The 18,476-nt window shown below is 35.9% G+C and carries 18 protein-coding genes and 1 riboswitch; all 18 genes read left to right on the top strand.

From position 1 onward, the window contains the following. Positions 1 to 703 precede the first annotated feature (703 nt). The 18 genes from ACTXGU_RS18475 to ACTXGU_RS18390 all read left to right on the top strand — a co-directional run bounded on the left by ACTXGU_RS18475 (position 704) and on the right by ACTXGU_RS18390 (position 18,326). The gene (locus ACTXGU_RS18475) at positions 704 to 1,477 is read left to right on the top strand and encodes a hypothetical protein (protein ID WP_443482998.1); all 774 of its coding nucleotides are present in this window, start codon (positions 704 to 706) and stop codon (positions 1,475 to 1,477) included. Positions 1,478 to 1,490: 13 nt separating this feature from the next. Then, positions 1,491 to 2,228 carry a DNA/RNA nuclease SfsA gene (gene sfsA, locus ACTXGU_RS18470; RefSeq protein ID WP_443482997.1) on the top strand — a complete coding sequence of 246 codons (738 nt, stop codon included), beginning with the start codon at positions 1,491 to 1,493 and terminating at the stop codon, positions 2,226 to 2,228. A gap of 109 nt (positions 2,229 to 2,337) precedes the next feature. Beyond that, positions 2,338 to 2,531: riboswitch (cobalamin riboswitch) on the top strand. Between the two features lie 529 nt (positions 2,532 to 3,060). After that, a complete protein-coding gene (locus ACTXGU_RS18465; protein WP_443482996.1) occupies positions 3,061 to 4,020 on the top strand; it encodes an ABC transporter substrate-binding protein in 960 nt (319 codons plus the stop codon). Further along, positions 3,986 to 5,053, top strand: a complete 1,068-nt coding sequence (locus ACTXGU_RS18460; protein WP_443482995.1) for a FecCD family ABC transporter permease — start codon at positions 3,986 to 3,988, stop codon at positions 5,051 to 5,053. Before ACTXGU_RS18465 ends, ACTXGU_RS18460 begins: the two co-directional genes overlap by 35 nt. Further along, entirely contained in the window at positions 5,046 to 6,512 is a 1,467-nt protein-coding gene (locus ACTXGU_RS18455; protein WP_443482994.1) for a heme ABC transporter ATP-binding protein, read from the top strand. Before ACTXGU_RS18460 ends, ACTXGU_RS18455 begins: the two co-directional genes overlap by 8 nt. Continuing rightward, entirely contained in the window at positions 6,509 to 7,492 is a 984-nt protein-coding gene (cbiB, locus tag ACTXGU_RS18450) for an adenosylcobinamide-phosphate synthase CbiB (RefSeq protein WP_443482993.1), read from the top strand. The genes ACTXGU_RS18455 and cbiB overlap by 4 nt, the downstream gene beginning before the upstream one ends. After that, complete coding sequence (gene cobD / locus ACTXGU_RS18445; protein WP_443482992.1) at positions 7,449 to 8,549, top strand: threonine-phosphate decarboxylase CobD; 1,101 nt, start codon at positions 7,449 to 7,451, stop codon at positions 8,547 to 8,549. Before cbiB ends, cobD begins: the two co-directional genes overlap by 44 nt. Further along, entirely contained in the window at positions 8,507 to 9,073 is a 567-nt protein-coding gene (locus ACTXGU_RS18440; RefSeq protein WP_443482991.1) for a bifunctional adenosylcobinamide kinase/adenosylcobinamide-phosphate guanylyltransferase, read from the top strand. The genes cobD and ACTXGU_RS18440 overlap by 43 nt, the downstream gene beginning before the upstream one ends. 16 nt (positions 9,074 to 9,089) lie before the next feature. Then, positions 9,090 to 9,884: an adenosylcobinamide-GDP ribazoletransferase gene (gene cobS / locus ACTXGU_RS18435; RefSeq protein WP_443482990.1), complete on the top strand. Its 795-nt coding sequence runs from the start codon at positions 9,090 to 9,092 to the stop codon at positions 9,882 to 9,884. Beyond that, entirely contained in the window at positions 9,842 to 10,468 is a 627-nt protein-coding gene (locus ACTXGU_RS18430) for a histidine phosphatase family protein (RefSeq protein ID WP_443482989.1), read from the top strand. Before cobS ends, ACTXGU_RS18430 begins: the two co-directional genes overlap by 43 nt. After that, a complete protein-coding gene (locus tag ACTXGU_RS18425) occupies positions 10,417 to 10,863 on the top strand; it encodes a bifunctional adenosylcobinamide kinase/adenosylcobinamide-phosphate guanylyltransferase (RefSeq protein WP_443482988.1) in 447 nt (148 codons plus the stop codon). Before ACTXGU_RS18430 ends, ACTXGU_RS18425 begins: the two co-directional genes overlap by 52 nt. Positions 10,864 to 10,881: 18 nt before the next feature. Then, positions 10,882 to 11,472, top strand: coding sequence for a cob(I)yrinic acid a,c-diamide adenosyltransferase (locus ACTXGU_RS18420; protein ID WP_443482987.1), 591 nt, complete (start codon positions 10,882 to 10,884; stop codon positions 11,470 to 11,472). Beyond that, complete coding sequence (locus ACTXGU_RS18415; RefSeq protein ID WP_443482986.1) at positions 11,453 to 11,935, top strand: ECF transporter S component; 483 nt, start codon at positions 11,453 to 11,455, stop codon at positions 11,933 to 11,935. Before ACTXGU_RS18420 ends, ACTXGU_RS18415 begins: the two co-directional genes overlap by 20 nt. Further along, entirely contained in the window at positions 11,932 to 12,639 is a 708-nt protein-coding gene (locus tag ACTXGU_RS18410; protein ID WP_443482985.1) for an ATP-binding protein, read from the top strand. The genes ACTXGU_RS18415 and ACTXGU_RS18410 overlap by 4 nt, the downstream gene beginning before the upstream one ends. Before the next feature lie 135 nt (positions 12,640 to 12,774). Next, a complete protein-coding gene (locus ACTXGU_RS18405) occupies positions 12,775 to 13,851 on the top strand; it encodes a D-alanine--D-alanine ligase (protein ID WP_443483024.1) in 1,077 nt (358 codons plus the stop codon). Between the two features lie 100 nt (positions 13,852 to 13,951). Next, positions 13,952 to 15,322: a UDP-N-acetylmuramoyl-tripeptide--D-alanyl-D-alanine ligase gene (locus tag ACTXGU_RS18400; RefSeq protein WP_443482984.1), complete on the top strand. Its 1,371-nt coding sequence runs from the start codon at positions 13,952 to 13,954 to the stop codon at positions 15,320 to 15,322. Positions 15,323 to 16,003: 681 nt separating this feature from the next. Then, positions 16,004 to 17,350, top strand: a complete 1,347-nt coding sequence (locus ACTXGU_RS18395; protein ID WP_443482983.1) for a protoglobin domain-containing protein — start codon at positions 16,004 to 16,006, stop codon at positions 17,348 to 17,350. A gap of 292 nt (positions 17,351 to 17,642) precedes the next feature. Beyond that, entirely contained in the window at positions 17,643 to 18,326 is a 684-nt protein-coding gene (locus ACTXGU_RS18390) for an alpha/beta hydrolase (protein WP_443482982.1), read from the top strand. Positions 18,327 to 18,476 lie beyond the last annotated feature (150 nt).

Here is an 18,476-nt window from a genome sequence, read left to right as displayed (position 1 = left end):
TGAATACACTTCGTCCGTTTAGCGAGCGTCGAGCCTCCTCGTCGCATACGCTCCTGTGGGGTCTCGTCTTTCTCGCATTCCCACAGGAGTCTACGTGTATTAAGTCTGCTGAGTACTTCATCTCCATTTTTTCATTTGAAAAACAACAAATTTTGAGAAAACAGCCAATATTTAATATCATGCTGTTTGCAAAAAAGAACAGAACGACATGTTCGATACATGGTGTTTTGTTCTTTTTAATTTGTAAAATAAATATTACTTTTGAAACAAATTTGTAATAAGTTATTTTCTTCTCTTTTTGATAAACTAAGATGGAGAACAAATGTCCTTCTTATACTATGTATCATAGTAGGAAAATTTTCGGCTTATTGAGAGGATGCTTCAAAAAATAACTAGGGAAGGCTCCCTTAATCCTCCTGTTTTTTGAAGTATCGTCAATACTATGAAGCGTATAAGAAATAAGCCTACATGGAATCAAGAAAGAAGAGACTACTTTTTAAAGTTAGGCTGTGTTAAAGCTAATTGTTGATTGAAGCGAATGCCTCTCGCTGCAATCAACAGACAAGTTTAACAGAGCCAAAGTTAAGAAAGAATGAAGTTTAGACTAGTGTCTAACTGCGAAGTGCATGCAGGATGTATGAGTGTTGATGTTGAGGCGCTTCCGCTTTTCTTATCACTTGCTATAAAGGTTGGGGGGTACTTTATGAAAAAAAATCATGATATTCGTGATGTTATTTATATTCATTTACATGAAAAGGATCGTTTTGTTCTTTCCTATGGAATTGAATTTCACGAGTTTTATCAGTTTTTAGGGGAATCGATTCCTTCAATATTATTATTAAAGCATCAGTTCGAGGAAGGAGAGTTTCATTCTCATACGATGCTTGAATATGTTCCAAAACATAAACTTTCAAAGTTAGTAAAAGATGATGTGTACGGCTACGGCGATTTTTCTTGGATAGATTTTGAAGAAACAGAGGTTTTGGATATATTAGAAGGGCAGACCATTGCGGAGCTTCTTTATCTTGGGCATATAAAAGATCATTTAAAAGCACCGTTTTATCAGCAGCTAAACAATCAGTTTGTTTATTTAGCCCATGATGATGGATGGTTTAATAAAACATACTATAAAAAATTAGATGTGTTTTACTATTTGTTCTGTGAAGTGATAACAAGCAAATTATCCCATTTGAAATTAGAGAAAACATTGTTTGGAATAAGGAAAAAAAGAACCTATCCACCAATAGATAAACAAACAATCACCATATTGAAAGATTTAATGAAAGAAGGGATGGTTCTTTCTATACAGAAAACAGTGCAAAATCGTTTTCGTCTTGAAATTCCAATTTGGGTGATTGAAGATTTTTCTAACATGGATAGCATGTATGAAGATTATGAAAAAAAGAGCACACAAGCTTGTGATGCAAAACTTATTTTTGATAAAAAAACAAAAGAATGGCAAGTAGATATTCTTTAGTATGGTGAGCTTAATGAAAAAAAGCGTTTCAGTTAAATTTCCAAGCCCTTTGACAAGAATGACATTTATCAGTAGACCGAATCGTTTTATTTTGCATTGTTATTCACAAACTACTCATTCAGTAGAAGTGGTGCATTTAGCCGATCCAGGGAGATTAAAGGAGTTATTAATAGAAGGGGTTGGAATTTACGTATTACCAAGTACAAATCCAAACCGCAAAACAAAGTGGACAGCAGTTTTAGTCGAGGCAAAAGAAGGACTGGTTTCCATTAATACTACGTTTCCAAATATGCTTGTTGATAAAATGGTGAAACAATCCATTATTCCAGAGCTAATTGATTATAAATGGATAAAGTCCGAATACACATATGGACATTCACGCTGGGATTTTTTATTGGAGCATTATAACGGTACATCTCTGCTTCTTGAGGTCAAAAGTGTAACTTTGGCGGAAAATGGGATTGGAATGTTTCCAGATGCAATTACCGCAAGAGGTACGAAGCACGTGAAAGAAATAACAAAGATAGCACAAGAAGAGAACATTCATACAGCGATTTTATTTATAGCCCAACGAGAAGATGTAGAAAGAATAACATCTGCTCCTCACATTGATAAAAAATTTGCGGAGGCTTTAATAGAAGCAGAGAATGCAGGGGTAATGTTGATCGGCTACAACTGTAAACTCTCGACACAAGATATTGCATTAAATAGTGCTGTTCCTGTTATCTCGAAAAACATTTATGATAACTAGACAAATTTCGTGTTGTTTAGTGTATAATCAAACGTGATGAAAAATGAAATAGTTAGAAAATTGGTGTCTTTATTAGAGAGGATATTGAAATGGACATACATCAATTATTTAGGGCAGTATGTAAACTGATGTAACCGTATGAAAAATCCATCTAATGAGAGACTTAAAAGGGAAGTTGGTGAAATTCCAACACGGTCCCGCCACTGTAAATGATTGTGAACTGAGATAACCACTGTATGATACGGGAAGGTTCAGGGAGCAAAAATCATAAGTCAGGAGACCTGCCATTTTCTATACACCTGTAAAACCTACGAGGATAGGAAGGTGTGGAGTATGCTTTGAATCCATTTAAAGTTATCTCAACATCTCTATTTAGTCTGTAGAGATGTTTTTTGTTGTTGGCTGTTTTCGTATAGATTGTTGTTATTTAACCCGCAGCCTGAATACACTTCGCTTTCCGCGGACGAGTGCCGAGCCTCCTCGTCGCTACGCTCCTGTGGGGTCTCGTCTTTCTCGCTTTTCCCGCAGGAGTCTACGTGTATTCAGACTGCTCAGTACTTCAACCATGTTTATTATTTTATTCAAAAACAACAAACTTTTAGAAAACAGTCTTTATTTATCAACTGGCTGTGTTAAACGAATAATGTTGATTTTGGAAGGAAATTTGCGAGACTCCTGCGGAAAAACGGGCTGGCAAGACCCCGCAGTTAGGTACGAGTGAGGAGGCTTGCTAGTTCGTCCGCGGAAAGCGAGTGAATTTCCTGACCATTATAAATCAACACTGAAATTTAACAGAGCCTATCAATTATTATTTGAAAAGGATGGAAGATGAATGAAAAAGCTTTATACTTATATTTTTGCACTTCTTTTGGCTGTCGGCGTGCTTGCTGGATGTGGAGAAACAAAAAAGGGAGATAATGCAGCAGATACTAAAAAAACAGATGCAGTTTCTTTTCCAGTTACCATTAAAGATGCACTAGATGAAGAAGTTGTAGTAGATAAAAAGCCAGAAAAAATTGTCTCTTTAATTCCAAGCAACACGGAAATTGCTTTCGCTTTAGGATTAGGAAAAGAGATGGTTGGCGTTTCTAATTATGATAATTATCCGCCAGAAACTGCGAAAATTGAAAAAATTGGAGATTCTAATTTTAATGTCGAAAAAATTATTTCTTTAAAACCAGATGTTGTATTAGCACATGCTTCTGGTGCACATAATTCAAAAGAAGGATTACAACAATTGCGTGATGCCGGCATTGATGTCATCGTTGTAAATGATGCAGCAAACTTTGAAGGTGTTTATGATAGTATTGCAATGATTGGGAAAGCTACTGGAGAAACACAAGCAGCAGAAAAAGTTATCGCAGAAATGAAAAATAAAATCGCTGAAATAAAAAATAAAGCAGCTAAAATTGCAGATAAGGATAAAAAATCTATTTACATTGAAATTAGCGGTGAACCTAGTATTTATACAACAGGAAAAAATACATTTATGCAAGAAATGCTAGATACAATTAATGCAAAAAATGTTGTAACAGAAGAAGGTTGGATTCAAGTAGATCAAGAAGAAATCATCAAAGCAAATCCAGATGTAATTATTACTACTTATGGCATTTATGCAACAGAAAATCCTGCTGAAACAATCTCTAAACGCAAGGGCTGGCAAGATATCACTGCTGTAAAGAATAAATCAGTAGCAGATGTAGACTCTGATACAGTTACTCGTTCTGGTCCTCGCTTAGTAAAAGGGGTAGAAGAATTTGCAAAAGCAGTATATCCAGATGTATTTAAATAAAAAAGGAGCGGCTTATTTATATGCCGCTTTTTTTCTCTTCTTTTCTATTATTATAGCCATATCGGTTGGAACAGTGTCCATTCCTGTTATAGACGTAATAAAAATACTTGTTAGTATGATCCTTCCTGGAGATTTTCTAACTCATATAGATCCAATGTATGTTAATATTGTTCAAAATATTCGCTTGCCTCGTGTGCTTCTTGCAGGGCTCGTTGGTGCATGTCTTTCCATAGCAGGTGCTGCATTTCAAGGATTGTTAAGGAATCCACTCGCGGATCCATATACGCTTGGGGTTTCGTCAGGTGCATCTGTAGGAGCTGTTATCACCTTGTTTTTTCAAGTAAGCATCCCGTTTATTGGGAGCTTTACGCTTCCTTTATTAAGTATCCTTTGTTCCTTTGTTACCATTTTTTGTGTGCTGCTTTTTGCTCAAAAAATGGACAAAATGATGCGAGTGGAAACGATTATCCTTACAGGAGTTATTTTCAGTTCTTTTTTAAGTGCGTTTATTTCTTTAATGATTGCTTTAACTGGAGATGAATTAAGACAAATCATTGGCTGGCTTCTTGGCAGTGTTTCCATGAGAGGATGGGTCTATATTAAAATTATTCTCCCGTTTTTTATCATTGGATCAGGTATATTGCTTCTGCAAGGAAAAGAATTAAATGCACTAGCCTTTGGAGAAGAACGGGCACAGCATATAGGTGTAAATGTTCAAACAAGAAAAATCCTTATTTTGCTGGCGGGCTCGATTTTAACTGGTGCAGCGGTAGCTGTTTCCGGAACGATAGGGTTTGTTGGGTTAGTAATACCTCATGTAGTTAGAATATTAGTCGGACCGGATCACAAATATTTGCTAGGACTATCGATGCTAATAGGAAGCAGCTTCCTTATTCTAGCTGATTTAGTTGCTAGAACGATTATTTCTCCAACAGAGCTGCCAATTGGTGTAATAACGGCGTTAATCGGTGCACCAATATTTGCGGTGATATTATTAAAGCGTCGAAAAGGAAGGAGCAAAAAGAATGCTTAAAGTAAATAATATCTCCTTTCAATACTCTGGCCGGACCATTTTTTCTAATCTTTCCTTTTCCGTAAAAAAAGGAGAGCTTCTAGGCATATTAGGCCCAAATGGCAGTGGCAAGACAACGCTGCTCAAGCTGATTAGTGGAATACTTAAAAGGGAAAAAGGCGAAATTTTCATAAAACATAAAAGCATGGAAGCTTATACACAGAAAGAATTGGCGAAAGTAGTAGCAGTTCTCTCCCAACATGCAGAAGAGTCTTTTTCCTATCAGGTAAAAGAAATAGTATCACTTGGAAGATATGCCTACCAGCGAAATTGGCTGCAGTCTTGGAGCCAGGAAGATGAAGCAATCGTGCAAGAGGCAATGGGATTAACAGGTGTAGCCCATTTGCAGGATGCATCGATTCAAACATTATCCGGCGGGGAAAGACAAAGGGTGTATTTAGCGCAAAGCTTGGCTCAAGAGCCTGAAATCTTATTATTGGATGAACCGACAAATCATCTTGATTTATCTTATCAAAAAGAGTTGTTGGATAATTTGAAGCAATGGAGTCGTGAAAAAGGATTAACAATCATTAGTATTTTTCATGATTTGAATTTAGCAGGTTTATATTGTGATCGTCTTTTGCTGCTTCATGATGGCAGAATCGAAGCAGATTCTATTCCAGCAGAGGTTCTCCAAGAAGCAGCTATTAAGAAGGTATACAAAACAAAAGTAAAACGAACGCCTCATCCACAAACTGCTGCACCACAAATCGTCCTTTCTCCTGAAAAAATGGAAGGTAGCAGCGCTGTGATAATAGATGAACAATATTTGCAGCTTTCATCACAACATGTTGCTTTAGCATCTCCTAAATCGTTAAAAACGATTTCATCAGGGGTGACAGGTGCTGGAATAGGCTGGTACTCCCATTTTGTAAATAGACATGTCAATAAAAATTATCAGTGTGATGATTATCAGCAAGAAATGAAAAATTATTTGCTTAAACATGATTTTATCCCTGAAAAAACCGTAAGCATGATGACGGCTGTTTATGTAGAAGATGTTGCTTATAGAACTTATAAAGAAGATAATTTTTCTGTTTTTATTGTGATCACAGCAGGTGTTGGTAATGCCGTCGATGCGGCAAGAAGCAAGGAACATTTCTCTTACTTTAATCCAGGTACGATAAATATATGGATTTTTATTAATGGAAAGCTGTCAGACCAAGCATATATTCAAAGTATTATGACCGCAACAGAAGCAAAAGCAAGTGTACTTCGTGATTTGCAAGTGGTCGACCCGATAACGGAAACGATTGCAACGGGAACGTCAACAGACAGTATGTTAGTAGCAGCAACCCAAGAAGGTACAGAGATAGAGTTTGCGGGAACGATAACGCTATTAGGAAAATTGATTGCAACCGGTGTAGCGGAATGTTTAGCAGAGGCATTAAATAAAAGAAATGGCAGGTTACAATCATGATGCTTTATCATCTAATCAGCATAACAATTGCGATTATTATCGATAAAATAATTGGCGATCCACCAAACTGGCCACATCCAGTCAAATGGATGGGGATGTTAATCTCAGTATTAGAAAAGAAATGGAATAAAGGGAATAATCGCAAACAAAAAGGATTATACATGCTGCTTGTTGTATTAGGAATCACGTATATAATAGCGTTTTTTATTGTATATACAAGTTATCGTATTCATTTTAGTATAGGAATCCTAGTGGAAAGTTGTTTGATAGCTACTACTATCGCACAAAAAAGCTTAAAAGAAGCAGCACTTGATGTATACAAACCTTTGAAAAAAAATGATTTACAAAAAGCACGTCTAAAACTTTCTTACATTGTTGGAAGAGATACAGAAACATTAACGGAAAAGGAAATTGTTCGCGGAACGGTTGAAACAGTGGCAGAAAACACTAGTGACGGGGTTACTGCTCCCTTATTTTGGGCTTTTATAGGCGGTGCTCCTCTAAGTCTTGTTTATCGTGCTATTAATACATGTGACTCTATGGTCGGCTATAAAAATAAAAAGTATGAGCAATTCGGCTATTTTTCAGCAAAGTTAGATGATCTCGTAAATCTTCTCCCTAGTCGAATCACCGCATGCTTATTGCTTCTTATTCTACGCTCTCCCTTTTATACATTTAAGGAAGGGTGGCAGACATTGTTTGCAGATGCAAAAAAACATCCTTCGCCAAACAGTGGCTGGGGCGAATCAGCAACTGCCATTTTATTAGGTGTGCAGTTAGGAGGCATCAATTATTATAAAGGAGAAATTTCCAACCGTGCCAAAATGGGACAACCAAAAGCAGAACTGGATAAAGAGCATATTATCCTTAGCAATACTATATTAACGAAAGCGACTTGTTTCTTTCTCTTATTTTTATGGATTGGAGGTTTTTTGATTGAATTTGCCATCACATGGAGCGAATCCACATTATTTATATGAACAAATGGATATAACGCCTCCACAACAAATAATTGATTTTAGTGCCAATATTAATCCATTAGGGCCTCCTGCTGTTTTGCAGCAGAAATGGGCCAGCTTGTATAATACCATCCATTACTATCCCGATCCAAAAGGGAGGATGTTGATTAAGAATATTGCTGACATAGAAAATATAAAAGGAAATCAGCTATTGCTTGGAAACGGTGCCGCAGAACTTATTTCTTTAATTGGAAGAATGTTGACAGGGGAAAAGGTACTGCTTATTCAGCCGACTTTTTCCGAGTATGAACAAGCGTGTAAAGTAAATAACTGCGAAGTGAATTATCATATGGTGAACGATAAAGACTGGCTATTGCAAATAGAAGACATGGAAGCATCATTAAAAAACGTAAAGGCTGTTTTTTTATGCAACCCGAATAATCCAACAGGCATTTATTATGAAAAAAAAGAGCTTCTTCGTTTATTAGATGTTTGCAAAAAATATGATTGCTTGCTTATTTTAGATGAAGCATTTTATGATTTTGTAAAAGATTATGAAAAAATGGCGCCTGAATTAAAGCATTATCCTAACTTGTTAATCTTAAGATCGATGACGAAAATGTTCAGCATTCCAGGAATTCGTTTAGGATACATCATGGCGCATGAACAGATGATTAAAAAGCTTGCTTCCTTGCAAACGCATTGGAGTGTCAATAACATTGCATTACATGCTGGGGAACTGTTATTAGCGGAAGAGGATTTTGTAGCGGATACGATCCAATTTATTGAAACGGAAAAACAAAAACTGTGCGCATTTTATAAAAAAATTGGATTTCAGATGACAGAATCACATGCTAACTTTTATTTATTAAAAGATCCTAATTTCGATGAGCAAAAGGAGTTTTTTCAGTTTTTATTAAAAGAAGGCATTGTTGCACGACATACATATAATTATCCTGGTTTAGACGGTAAATGGCTGCGATTTGCCATTAAAAATAAACAGGAAAATGAGCACTTGCAAGGAGTTATCAAAAAATGGATCAACAACCGACCTTTATTTTTGTCACTGGTGGAGTAAGAAGCGGCAAAACATCCTTTGCAGAAAATTTAGCCTTACATTATGCAAAAAACTACAAGCTTCGGCTTCACTATTTAGCAACAGGTGTCGTAACGGATGATGAAATGAGAGAGCGAGTCGAACGTCATCAAAAAATCCGGAAAAATCAAAAACAACAATGGACTACATGGGAGCAGCCGACTAACTTACAAGAATTGCTGCCCCATTTTAGCAAGAAGGATGTTGTTTTATTTGATTGCTTAACAACATTAGTAGGCAACGAACTTTTTCAGCAAGAACAACAGACCTGGAACGATGATGTACTTATGGAATTGCAGCAGAAGATAGAAGAAATCGTTTTGTCATTAAGTGAGCGATGCAACATTTTTATTGTTGTCAGCAATGAGGTGACATTTGAAGCACTGCAAAATCCTCTAATCATCACTTATAGTAGATTGCTTGGCAAGCTGCATCAATCCTTTGTTCAAATGGCAACAGAAGCATATTTAGTGGAAAGTGGTATTCCGATAAGAAAGAAAGGATGACAAAAGGTACACATTAATGAAAAAAGTATGGATAGGATTTTTATTAAATATACAGTTTTTTACTGCGGTACCCATCAATAAAACGCTGCCAATGGAAAAAGAGTTTGTAAGCAGCAGCATCCGCACGTTTCCTTTATTAGGTTTACTGCAAGGCTTGCTTTATAGCTTTTTTGTATATGGATTGCTTCATTTCACACCATTTTCTGTTCTCGCTGTTTCCTTTTTTCTCTGGATACTGATGATCGTGATTACAGGCGGACTTCATTTAGATGGCTGGATGGATGCAAGTGATGCGTTCTTTTCTTATCAGGATTGTGAAAAACGTTTGGAAATTATGAAGGATCCTCGCGTTGGAGCTTTTGGCGTATTATCTGTCATTGTGCTTTTAAGTACAAAATTATTTTTTGTTTATGAAATAGTGAATGGGATTCAAGCTGAAACGTATTTTCTCGTTTTGTTGCTTCCCTTTTTCTCAAAAATAGTAATGGGAACTATCTTAATTCGTGTTCCTGAAGCGAAAAAGGACGGACTTGGTTCTTTTTTCAAAAGGGCGATTACTGGAAATATTACGGCAGTTTATTTTGGATATGTGGCGGTATGTTTCGGAATCATATTTTTATTTTATCAGGAGGCGTTTTTAGAGATTTTGCTGTTAATGATTAGCGGTGCTGTATGCTACGTCTTTTTAGCGAAAAAAATCGTGAAATGGTTTGGCGGCTTAACCGGAGATTTGTTGGGAGCGGCAGTGGAAGGGACGGAGTTAGTATTATGGGCAACCGTATGGTTATTACATTATTTCGTCATGGTTTAACAAAGGAGAATGAAAACAAAGCATATATTGGCTGGATGGATAGTCCGTTGAGCGAAAAAGGGATTTGCCAATTAAAAGCGAAACGGCTGGATGCCAATCATTACGATCAGCTGTTTTCAAGTGACTTGCTGCGGGCGAAACAAAGTGCGTCCTATCTATTTCCTGATCAGGAAATAATAGAGTCTTCTTGCTTTCGGGAACTGAATTTTGGCAATTGGGAAGGGAAAACGTATGAACAGTTAAAAGAAAATACATCGTATCGCAATTGGATCGATCATCCCTTTACTATTACTCCTCCTAACGGCGAATCTTTTCCTGATTTTACAAAACGGATTGAAACAGGCTGGCAAATGTTGATTAATCAAAGTAAAGCTGAACAAAAAATAGCAGTTATGACACATGGTGGGGTCATCCGTTATTTACTGCATCGCTATGGTAAGGAAAAGAACGGTTTTTTTGATTATACAGTAGCAGTAGAAAGTGGCTTTACATTGATATGGGACGATATCGATAGTTTTAGGAGGAGAGAAAGATGCACTTTATTACAGGAGGCAGCTTTAATGGAAAAAAGAGATGGGCGTTAAACTTTTATCAACTTCCGATTGATAGTGAAGACTTGGAAATCGTTTGCTTTTATGAAAAAGATCGAATAGATGTGTTAGAACAATTGACTGAAATGAAAAGGCCTGTTTTATTGTTGGAAGGGTTTGAATATTTGATTCAACATAAGTTATCGACGCTTCAGGAGGAGGCTTTTGATTATTTTCAGGTCTTAATCAAACGATTGATTAATTGGGAAAAGGATGGAGACAATCATCAAGTCATTGTAATCGGAAGTGATATCACAAAAGGGATTGTGCCGCTAAAAAAGGAAGACAGGCTATGGCGTGATTGGACGGGAAGAATTTATCAAGAAGCGGTAAGAATGGCTGATCGTGTTGATGTTGTCTGGTATGGTTTAAATGATCAACTAAAATAAAGGAAGGTAGGGAAATGAATGCGTATTTATACAAAAACAGGTGATAAGGGACAAACAAGCATTATTGGCGGCAGAGTAGATAAAGATGATATTCGCATCGAAGCGTACGGAACGGTGGATGAAGTAAATTCTTTTGTTGGTCAGGCGGTTGTACAATTACAGGGGAAAGCATTTGAAGATATCATCAGTGATTTGGAAAAAATTCAGCATGAGCTCTTTGATTGCGGCGGCGACTTAGCAAGTGTTTTGAAAGATCGTCCGTTAAAGTTAACTGCAAATACAATCGAATATTTAGAAGAAAGAATTGACCAATTTATCGAAGAGGCGCCTCCATTAGAACGATTTATTCTTCCCGGTGGAACACCAGCTGCCTGCAGCATTCATATTGCAAGAACGGTGACAAGAAGAGCGGAACGATTAGTAGTCTCCTTGAAAAAAGTAGATGCGCACGTTTCTGATCTTTCCTTGCAATATTTAAATCGTTTAAGCGATTATTTCTTTGCACTTGCAAGAGTGATTAATTATCGCAGCAATGTAACAGATGTTGAATATGAACGAAGTGCTAAAGTGTTTCGAGGAGGAAAAAAGAATGAACGGAAAGAAAATTAGTATTTTGGCATTATTTATTGCTTTATCAGCTGTTGGGGCATATATAAAAATCCCCGCACATGTTGGAAGTGTTGCCTTGGATAGTTTTCCAAGTTTAATAGCAGGTGTGCTGTTAGGGGGAATCAGTGGTGGAATTGTTGCGGGAGTTGGACATTTATTATCCGCATTGATTATCGGTTTCCCACTTGGTCCATTTCATTTTATTATTAGCGTTGAAATGTCCTTATTGATATGCTTGTTTTCTTATATATATAGAAGTGGAAAAAAATATTTTGCTTATGCTGTGTTTATCATAGTAAATAGTATTATATTACCGATTCCTTTTCTTTTTCTTATAAACAAAGGTTTCTACACAATGATTATTCCATCTTTATTGATAGGGGCAGTCATCAATGCAGCTGCTGCTTATGTGTTAATACCAAGATTGCAGTCCATTTCGTTATGGAGAAAAAGTCGTCTATGAAAGATATTCAAATTGTCCCTTTTAATCAAAAGGAAAACATCATTATTGCCGCTGACAATTGTGGAGCCATTGGGATGAAAGCAGAGGATATAGTGCAAGCCTCTTATGAAACGGTAGCTTATTATTCCTTTCGTGTTGCAGTAATGGAATGTATCGCAGCAGGAGGAAGTCCTTTTTCTGTTATTTTGCAAAATTTTAGTGGAGAAGATGCGTGGCAAAAGCTTTTGGCAGGGATAAATAAAGGCATCGTGGAATTGAACTTAAGTGAGGAATTGGCGATTACTGGAAGTACGGAAAGTAATTTCTCCTTAAAGCAGTCGGCAGTTGGCGTTACCGTGCTTGGGAAAAGCAGTTCTGAAAACGAATATTCTTTTCAAAATAGCAAAATAGCGGTTATCGGCAGCCCGCTTGTTGGAAATGAAGTGGTGGAAGAAGAAGATAAAATCGCACCGTTATCTCTATTCTATACATTAGCTAAAAAGAATAAATATAAACTTCAGCCTGTCGGATCGAAAGGGATTTTGTATGAACTGTCAGTTTTATTAAATGAGTCTGTAAAAGGAAGGATTGATTGTTCATTGGACATCAAAAAATCCTCTGGTCCATCCACTTGTTTTCTTGTAGAGTATGAGGAATGCGAGGAAGAGGAACTGCAGAGCATAACATCAACGTTTTTTCATGAAATAAGCTACCAGTTTGCCTAATTTCGCATAAATTAATCTCAAACATATTTAATTATTACATTTAGATGAAAAGAAATTACCATTTTAGTATTCTTCTTTTGAAGAAGCTTATCTAGTGGTAGAATAAACAAGTGTATTGATAAATTGGAGGTACTTATAATGAAGAAAAAGCTTGGTTTATTATATGGTGGAAAATCTGCTGAACATAAAGTAAGTATGCAAACAGCAATGGCGGTTATAAAAGCCTTAAATACAGATAAATTTGATATTCATCCTATTTACATATCGGAGAGTGGTGAATGGATTCGCGGAGAACAATTAACAGGACCTGTAGAAAATGTGAAGCAATTGGAGTTTCAATCAAAGAATGAAATCCAATCAACTGCACTTTCTTCTCGTTTATTCCAATCATCAGAAGATCGAACTTTCGACGTAATATTTCCGTTGCTGCACGGACCAAATGGAGAAGATGGAACGGTGCAAGGATTGTTGGAATTATTAAATCTTCCTTATGTAGGGAACGGTGTATTGGCATCATCAGCTGGGATGGACAAAGTAATCATGAAGAATATCTTTGAAGTGGCTGGTCTTTCACAAGTTAAATATACATCATTTATAAGAAATGATTGGAATAAAGATAAACAAGCAGCATATGAAAAAGTGGAGCAGGAACTAGGTTATCCTTGTTTTGTTAAACCTGCTAATTTAGGATCAAGCGTTGGAATCAGCAAAAGTACGAATCGTGAAGAGCTGGATGCTGCATTTGCAGAAGCGTTTCAATTTGATCGGAAAATTATTATTGAAGAAGGCGTTACTGCTAGAGAAATAGAAGTGGGAGTGCTTGGCAATGACAATCCAGAAGTTTCTGTTGCTGGAGAAATTGTCCCTAAAAAAGACTTCTATGATTATAAAGCAAAATATGAAGATGGCGATACAGCGTTAATTATTCCAGCAGATATAACAGAAGAGGAATATCAATCTATTAAAGAAAATGCGATAAGAGCGTTTAAAGCATTAGACTGTTCTGGATTAGTTCGTGCTGACTTTTTCTTAACAAAAGAAGGTAAGGTTTATATTAATGAGGTAAATACAATGCCAGGATTTACACCATTCAGCATGTTCCCTTTACTATGGAAGCATAGCGGGGTAGAATATTCTGCATTAATTGAAAAGCTTGTGGAACTTGCGCTAGAAAGACATGAAGAGAAACAGACGATTAAGTATACTATTTAATGGTCTTATTCATAAAGGGTTTGCATGAAATTTATGCAAACCTTTTTAAGTAATTAACTATTTACATAATTTTGAAAAAAGATAGATTGGAGGGTTTAAGGTGATTAAACGTACGTTAAAACAGATTGCCAACATGATTGGCATGGAAGAAGAAATAAATGGTGCAGAGGATATCGTGATTAATGGAATTACAATTGATTCCAGAAAAATTGAAAAAGGAAATTTATTTGTTCCATTTAAAGGAGAAAAAGTAGACGGACATCAATTTGTAGAGGATGCTATTAAAAAAGGTGCAGCTGCTTCTTTTTGGCAAAAAGATGTTCCGAATCCTCCCAAGCATCTTCCGCTTCTTTATGTAGAAGATCCACTAAAAAGTATTCAACAGCTAGCAAAAAAATATCGTAATGAACTTTCTGTAAAAGTAGTAGGCATTACAGGGAGCAACGGGAAAACGTCGACAAAAGATATCACAACAAATCTGCTTTCCTTAAAATATAAGGTGCAAAAAACGGAAGGAAACTATAATAATCATCTTGGGCTGCCATTGACCGTTTTGAATTTAAAAGAAGATACAGATATTGCTGTTCTTGAAATGGGCATGAGCAGCAAAGGAGAAATTGACTTTTTAACCAAGCTGGCAGAGCCGGATGTAGTCGTTATTACGAATATAGGAGAATCACATCTTCTTGATTTAGGTTCTCGTGAAGGAATTACAGATGCAAAATTAGAAATTATAAATGGGTTGAAGCAGGGAGGAAGAGTGGTTTATTTCGGAGATGAACCATTGCTTGCAAATAAATTAACGAAGATCGCACAAATGGATATAAAAACATTTGGAATGGGCGAAAAAAATGATTTATTTCCGGTTGACATTCAGCAAAAGGAGAACGGTAGTCGCTTCCACATAAATAAAACACAGAAAGTCTATAATCTTCCTATTCTCGGAAATCATAATATACTTAACGCGTTAGCAGCAATGTTAGTTGCCGATTATTTTATGATTTCTTTTGAAGACATGGATGAAGGCTTCAAAACATTAAAACTAACTAATATGAGGATGGAATTGGTAACAGGGCAAAATGGTGTGCAAATAATCAATGATGCGTATAATGCCAGTCCTACTTCTATGCTTGCTGCCATAAATGTATTGAAAAACCTCCCAGGATTTAATAAAAAAGTACTGGTGCTTGGTGATATGTTAGAACTTGGACCGGACGAAGAAACGTATCATGAGGAAGTAGGAAAAAGCATACCGAAAGACGAAATCGATTATGTGTTTACTTATGGAAATCTTGGTCAATTTATTGCAAAAGGTGCACAAACCGTTCTTCCAGAAAATCATGTAGTTAGTTTTACGGAAAAAAATGATCTTATTACAGCGTTGAAAAAAATAATCGATAACGAAACAGTTGTCTTAGTAAAGGCCTCAAGAGGAATGAGGTTAGAAGAGGTAGTGAAGTCACTATCATAACGATCTGAATAGTTAATATAAGTATGTGTTCAAAAAAAGTAACAAATTAGAAGCGAAACTAATGAAGAGATTCACACTTTTCATTTGGTGACTTTTTGAACATCCTCTATAAGCAGTTTTAGGACTTCGTCTTTTATGATAGAAGTCCTATTTTATATTTTTGAAGGCTGTTTTCTAAAAGTTTGTTGTTTTTTGAATAAAATAATAAACATGGCTGAAGCACTGAGCAGTCTGAATACACGTAGACTCCTGCTTAGAAAAGCGAGAAAGACGAGACCCCACAGGAGCAAAGCGAGGCCGCTGAAGAGGTGTTTTATTATATAAATTATAGGTAAAACCCTTATATTTAGTAGGATAAAAATGGTATAGAGAGTTTGAAAACGACCAACATGTTGGTAAGCCTCGGAAAACCGAACGAAAACCTCTGAGTGCTTGGATTTTCACTATCTATATTTCATAGCATCCACTTTTTCAGTGACCTCAGCAAAGCGACGAGGAGGATCGGCACTCGTCCGCGGAAAGCGAAGTGTATTTAGGCTGCGGATTAAATAAAAACAATCTATACGAAAAGAGACTTTTTGAAAAATTCACAATTTTTTCAGAAATAGCAGAATATTGTCGAAATAAATCATTTATACTAGAAATTATAGGTATAAATTCATATTTGATAGGGGGCTAAACATGGCGAGATGTCCATTTGGTTTTTTGCATCGTAAAAAAGGGGAAGAGAAATCTAGTTATCCATCACATTTTAGCTCAAAGAGTAATAAAGAACCAGCAATCACTTTTAATAATGGAGATTTATCTTTTCAAACAAAGTTTGTAGGGTTAACAGAGCAAGATATGGAGCATTTACTTGAACTTCAACCAATTATGGTGAACAATGCTGATAAAATTGTAAATGCATTTTATGGAAAGTTACAGGGAATTCCTCATTTAATGAACATAATCAATGAACACTCGACCATTGACCGCTTAAAAAAAACACTAACTCAATATTTATTAGAGATGGTATCGGGTAAAGTGGATGAGAATTATATAGAAAATCGTATTAGAATTGGAAAGGTTCATAATAAAATTAAACTATTTCCGGAATGGTATATTGGTGCATATACATTAATACAGAATGAACTTTTTACCATTTTATTAGATGAAAATTTACCAATAAACAAAATAAAACAATTATATTTTTCTTTTCAAAAATTATGTTCCTTTGATATGCAGATTGGGATCTCTACTTATATAGAAGCATATACAGCATCTATGATGAAATTAAGTGAAATTCAAATATTGCAGCAGCAGTTGGATGATTCCGCAGCGACATTGGCAGCGGGAGCAGAAGAAACTACATCTGCTATTTTTGATAAAGAGAAATTGTTAAATCAAATGTTATCCGAAGTAAATGGCATTAGTACTATATCCACAGATACACTTCGGACAGTAGAACTTGGAAAACAAGAGGTAACATCTTCCTTAAAACAAGTAGATGCAGTTGTTACTTTAATAGAAGAGACCCAGCACCTAACCAAACTTTTAACCGCTAGTTCAAATGAAATAGGAGTGATTGTGCAAACAATCAGAGGTATCTCAAATCAAACGAATATTTTATCATTAAATGCGGCGATCGAAGCGGAAAGAGCTGGTGTTCATGGCAGAGGATTTTCAGTAGTTGCTCAAGAAGTAAGAAAACTTGCTACACAAACCCAAGCATCATTAGACAATATTCATGGGCAAATCAGCACTGTTCAAAATACGGTAGACAAATTTGAATCCAGTTATCAACGGATAGCTCAAGATGCCAGCTTATTAAGATCTGTTAATGAGAAAATTATTTCTATACTAAATAACACAGTCGGAAGCGTAAAAAACAATTCCGAGAGAATTAATAATTTCAACACAATTATGGATGAATTTCAACGAACATTTGAAGAAATAACAGGAGCATCCTATCAAGTAGCACAAATGGCAGAGCAGTTAAATGAAGTGAATCATCAGCTTTCCCTTAAGTTGGTAGATGATAAGTTATAATAATGGATATATTTACACTAATAGTATAAAATATAATTTAGGATGTTCGAAAATCCATTAAATGTTAAGCGGTCAATTTCTTCGTTTGATTACTTCTCCGTTAACTAGAGGATCTTCAACTAAAAACGCTCACGTCCTGTGAGCAACGTTGAAGTCACCACATCCTGTGGAAGGCCCTTTTTGAATAAGCATTTATGTGAAGATGGGATTTCGGTTGAATTTATGCTTGGTTCATTGAAAATACTCATATACTATTTAATATATATGTTGGGAAGGAAAGGTGGTATGTCTGATGGTTGCTTGTTTATGTATCCATGGTTTTACTGGATCACCCAGGGAAGTAGAACCATTGGCAAATTTTCTTGAACAGCATACAAATTGGGAATGTGTGATTCCAACACTGCCAGGACACGGGGAAAACCTTCAATTACAAGGCATTCATTTTAATGAATGGATTGAACATGCCGAATATGAGCTGAAAAGACTTCTGCAAAGAGAGAAAACCGTGTATGTAATTGGATTTTCCATGGGCGGGTTAATAGCTAGTTACTTAGCTATTCATTATCCTGTAAAAAAATTAATACTATTGAGCGCTTCTGCTTATTTTGGTAATCCATCTAAAATGTGGGGCGAGATTAAATATATGGCAAATGACTTTTGGAAAGGTAATTTAAAAAACAACGAACTATTTAGTCGATATAGAAGAAAAATGAAGTCTACTCCTATAACAGCGACTGTTCAATTTCGAAAGTTAGTGCATTATATTCGTCCGTTTTTGAGCAAGGTACATGTGCCAACATTTATCGCACAAGGAGAAAATGATGGACTAGTACCTATAAAAAGCGCAAAATATTTATATAATACTATCCGTGCAAAAGAAAAAAGACTATTGTATATAAAGGAATCGGATCATTTAATTTGCCATTGCAATGAAAAAGAAAAACTATTTACAGAAATTCTTTCCTTTTTAAAATAATGTATTTCTTCAAAATTAGAAAATGTACCATAATTTATCTGCGAATTTTCAGGGTGATCGAAAAAGTTTGTCTTTCCAATTATGTAGTCTTGTGAAGAGCAGAGTTAACGTGTTGAGGTAATATGCATCTGAAGAAAGCAAACGATTGTC

The organism is Niallia sp. 01092 (genome assembly GCF_052318935.1).
GTDB lineage: Bacteria > Bacillota > Bacilli > Bacillales > Cytobacillaceae > Niallia.
This window is presented reverse-complemented; position numbering and strand designations above follow the sequence as displayed.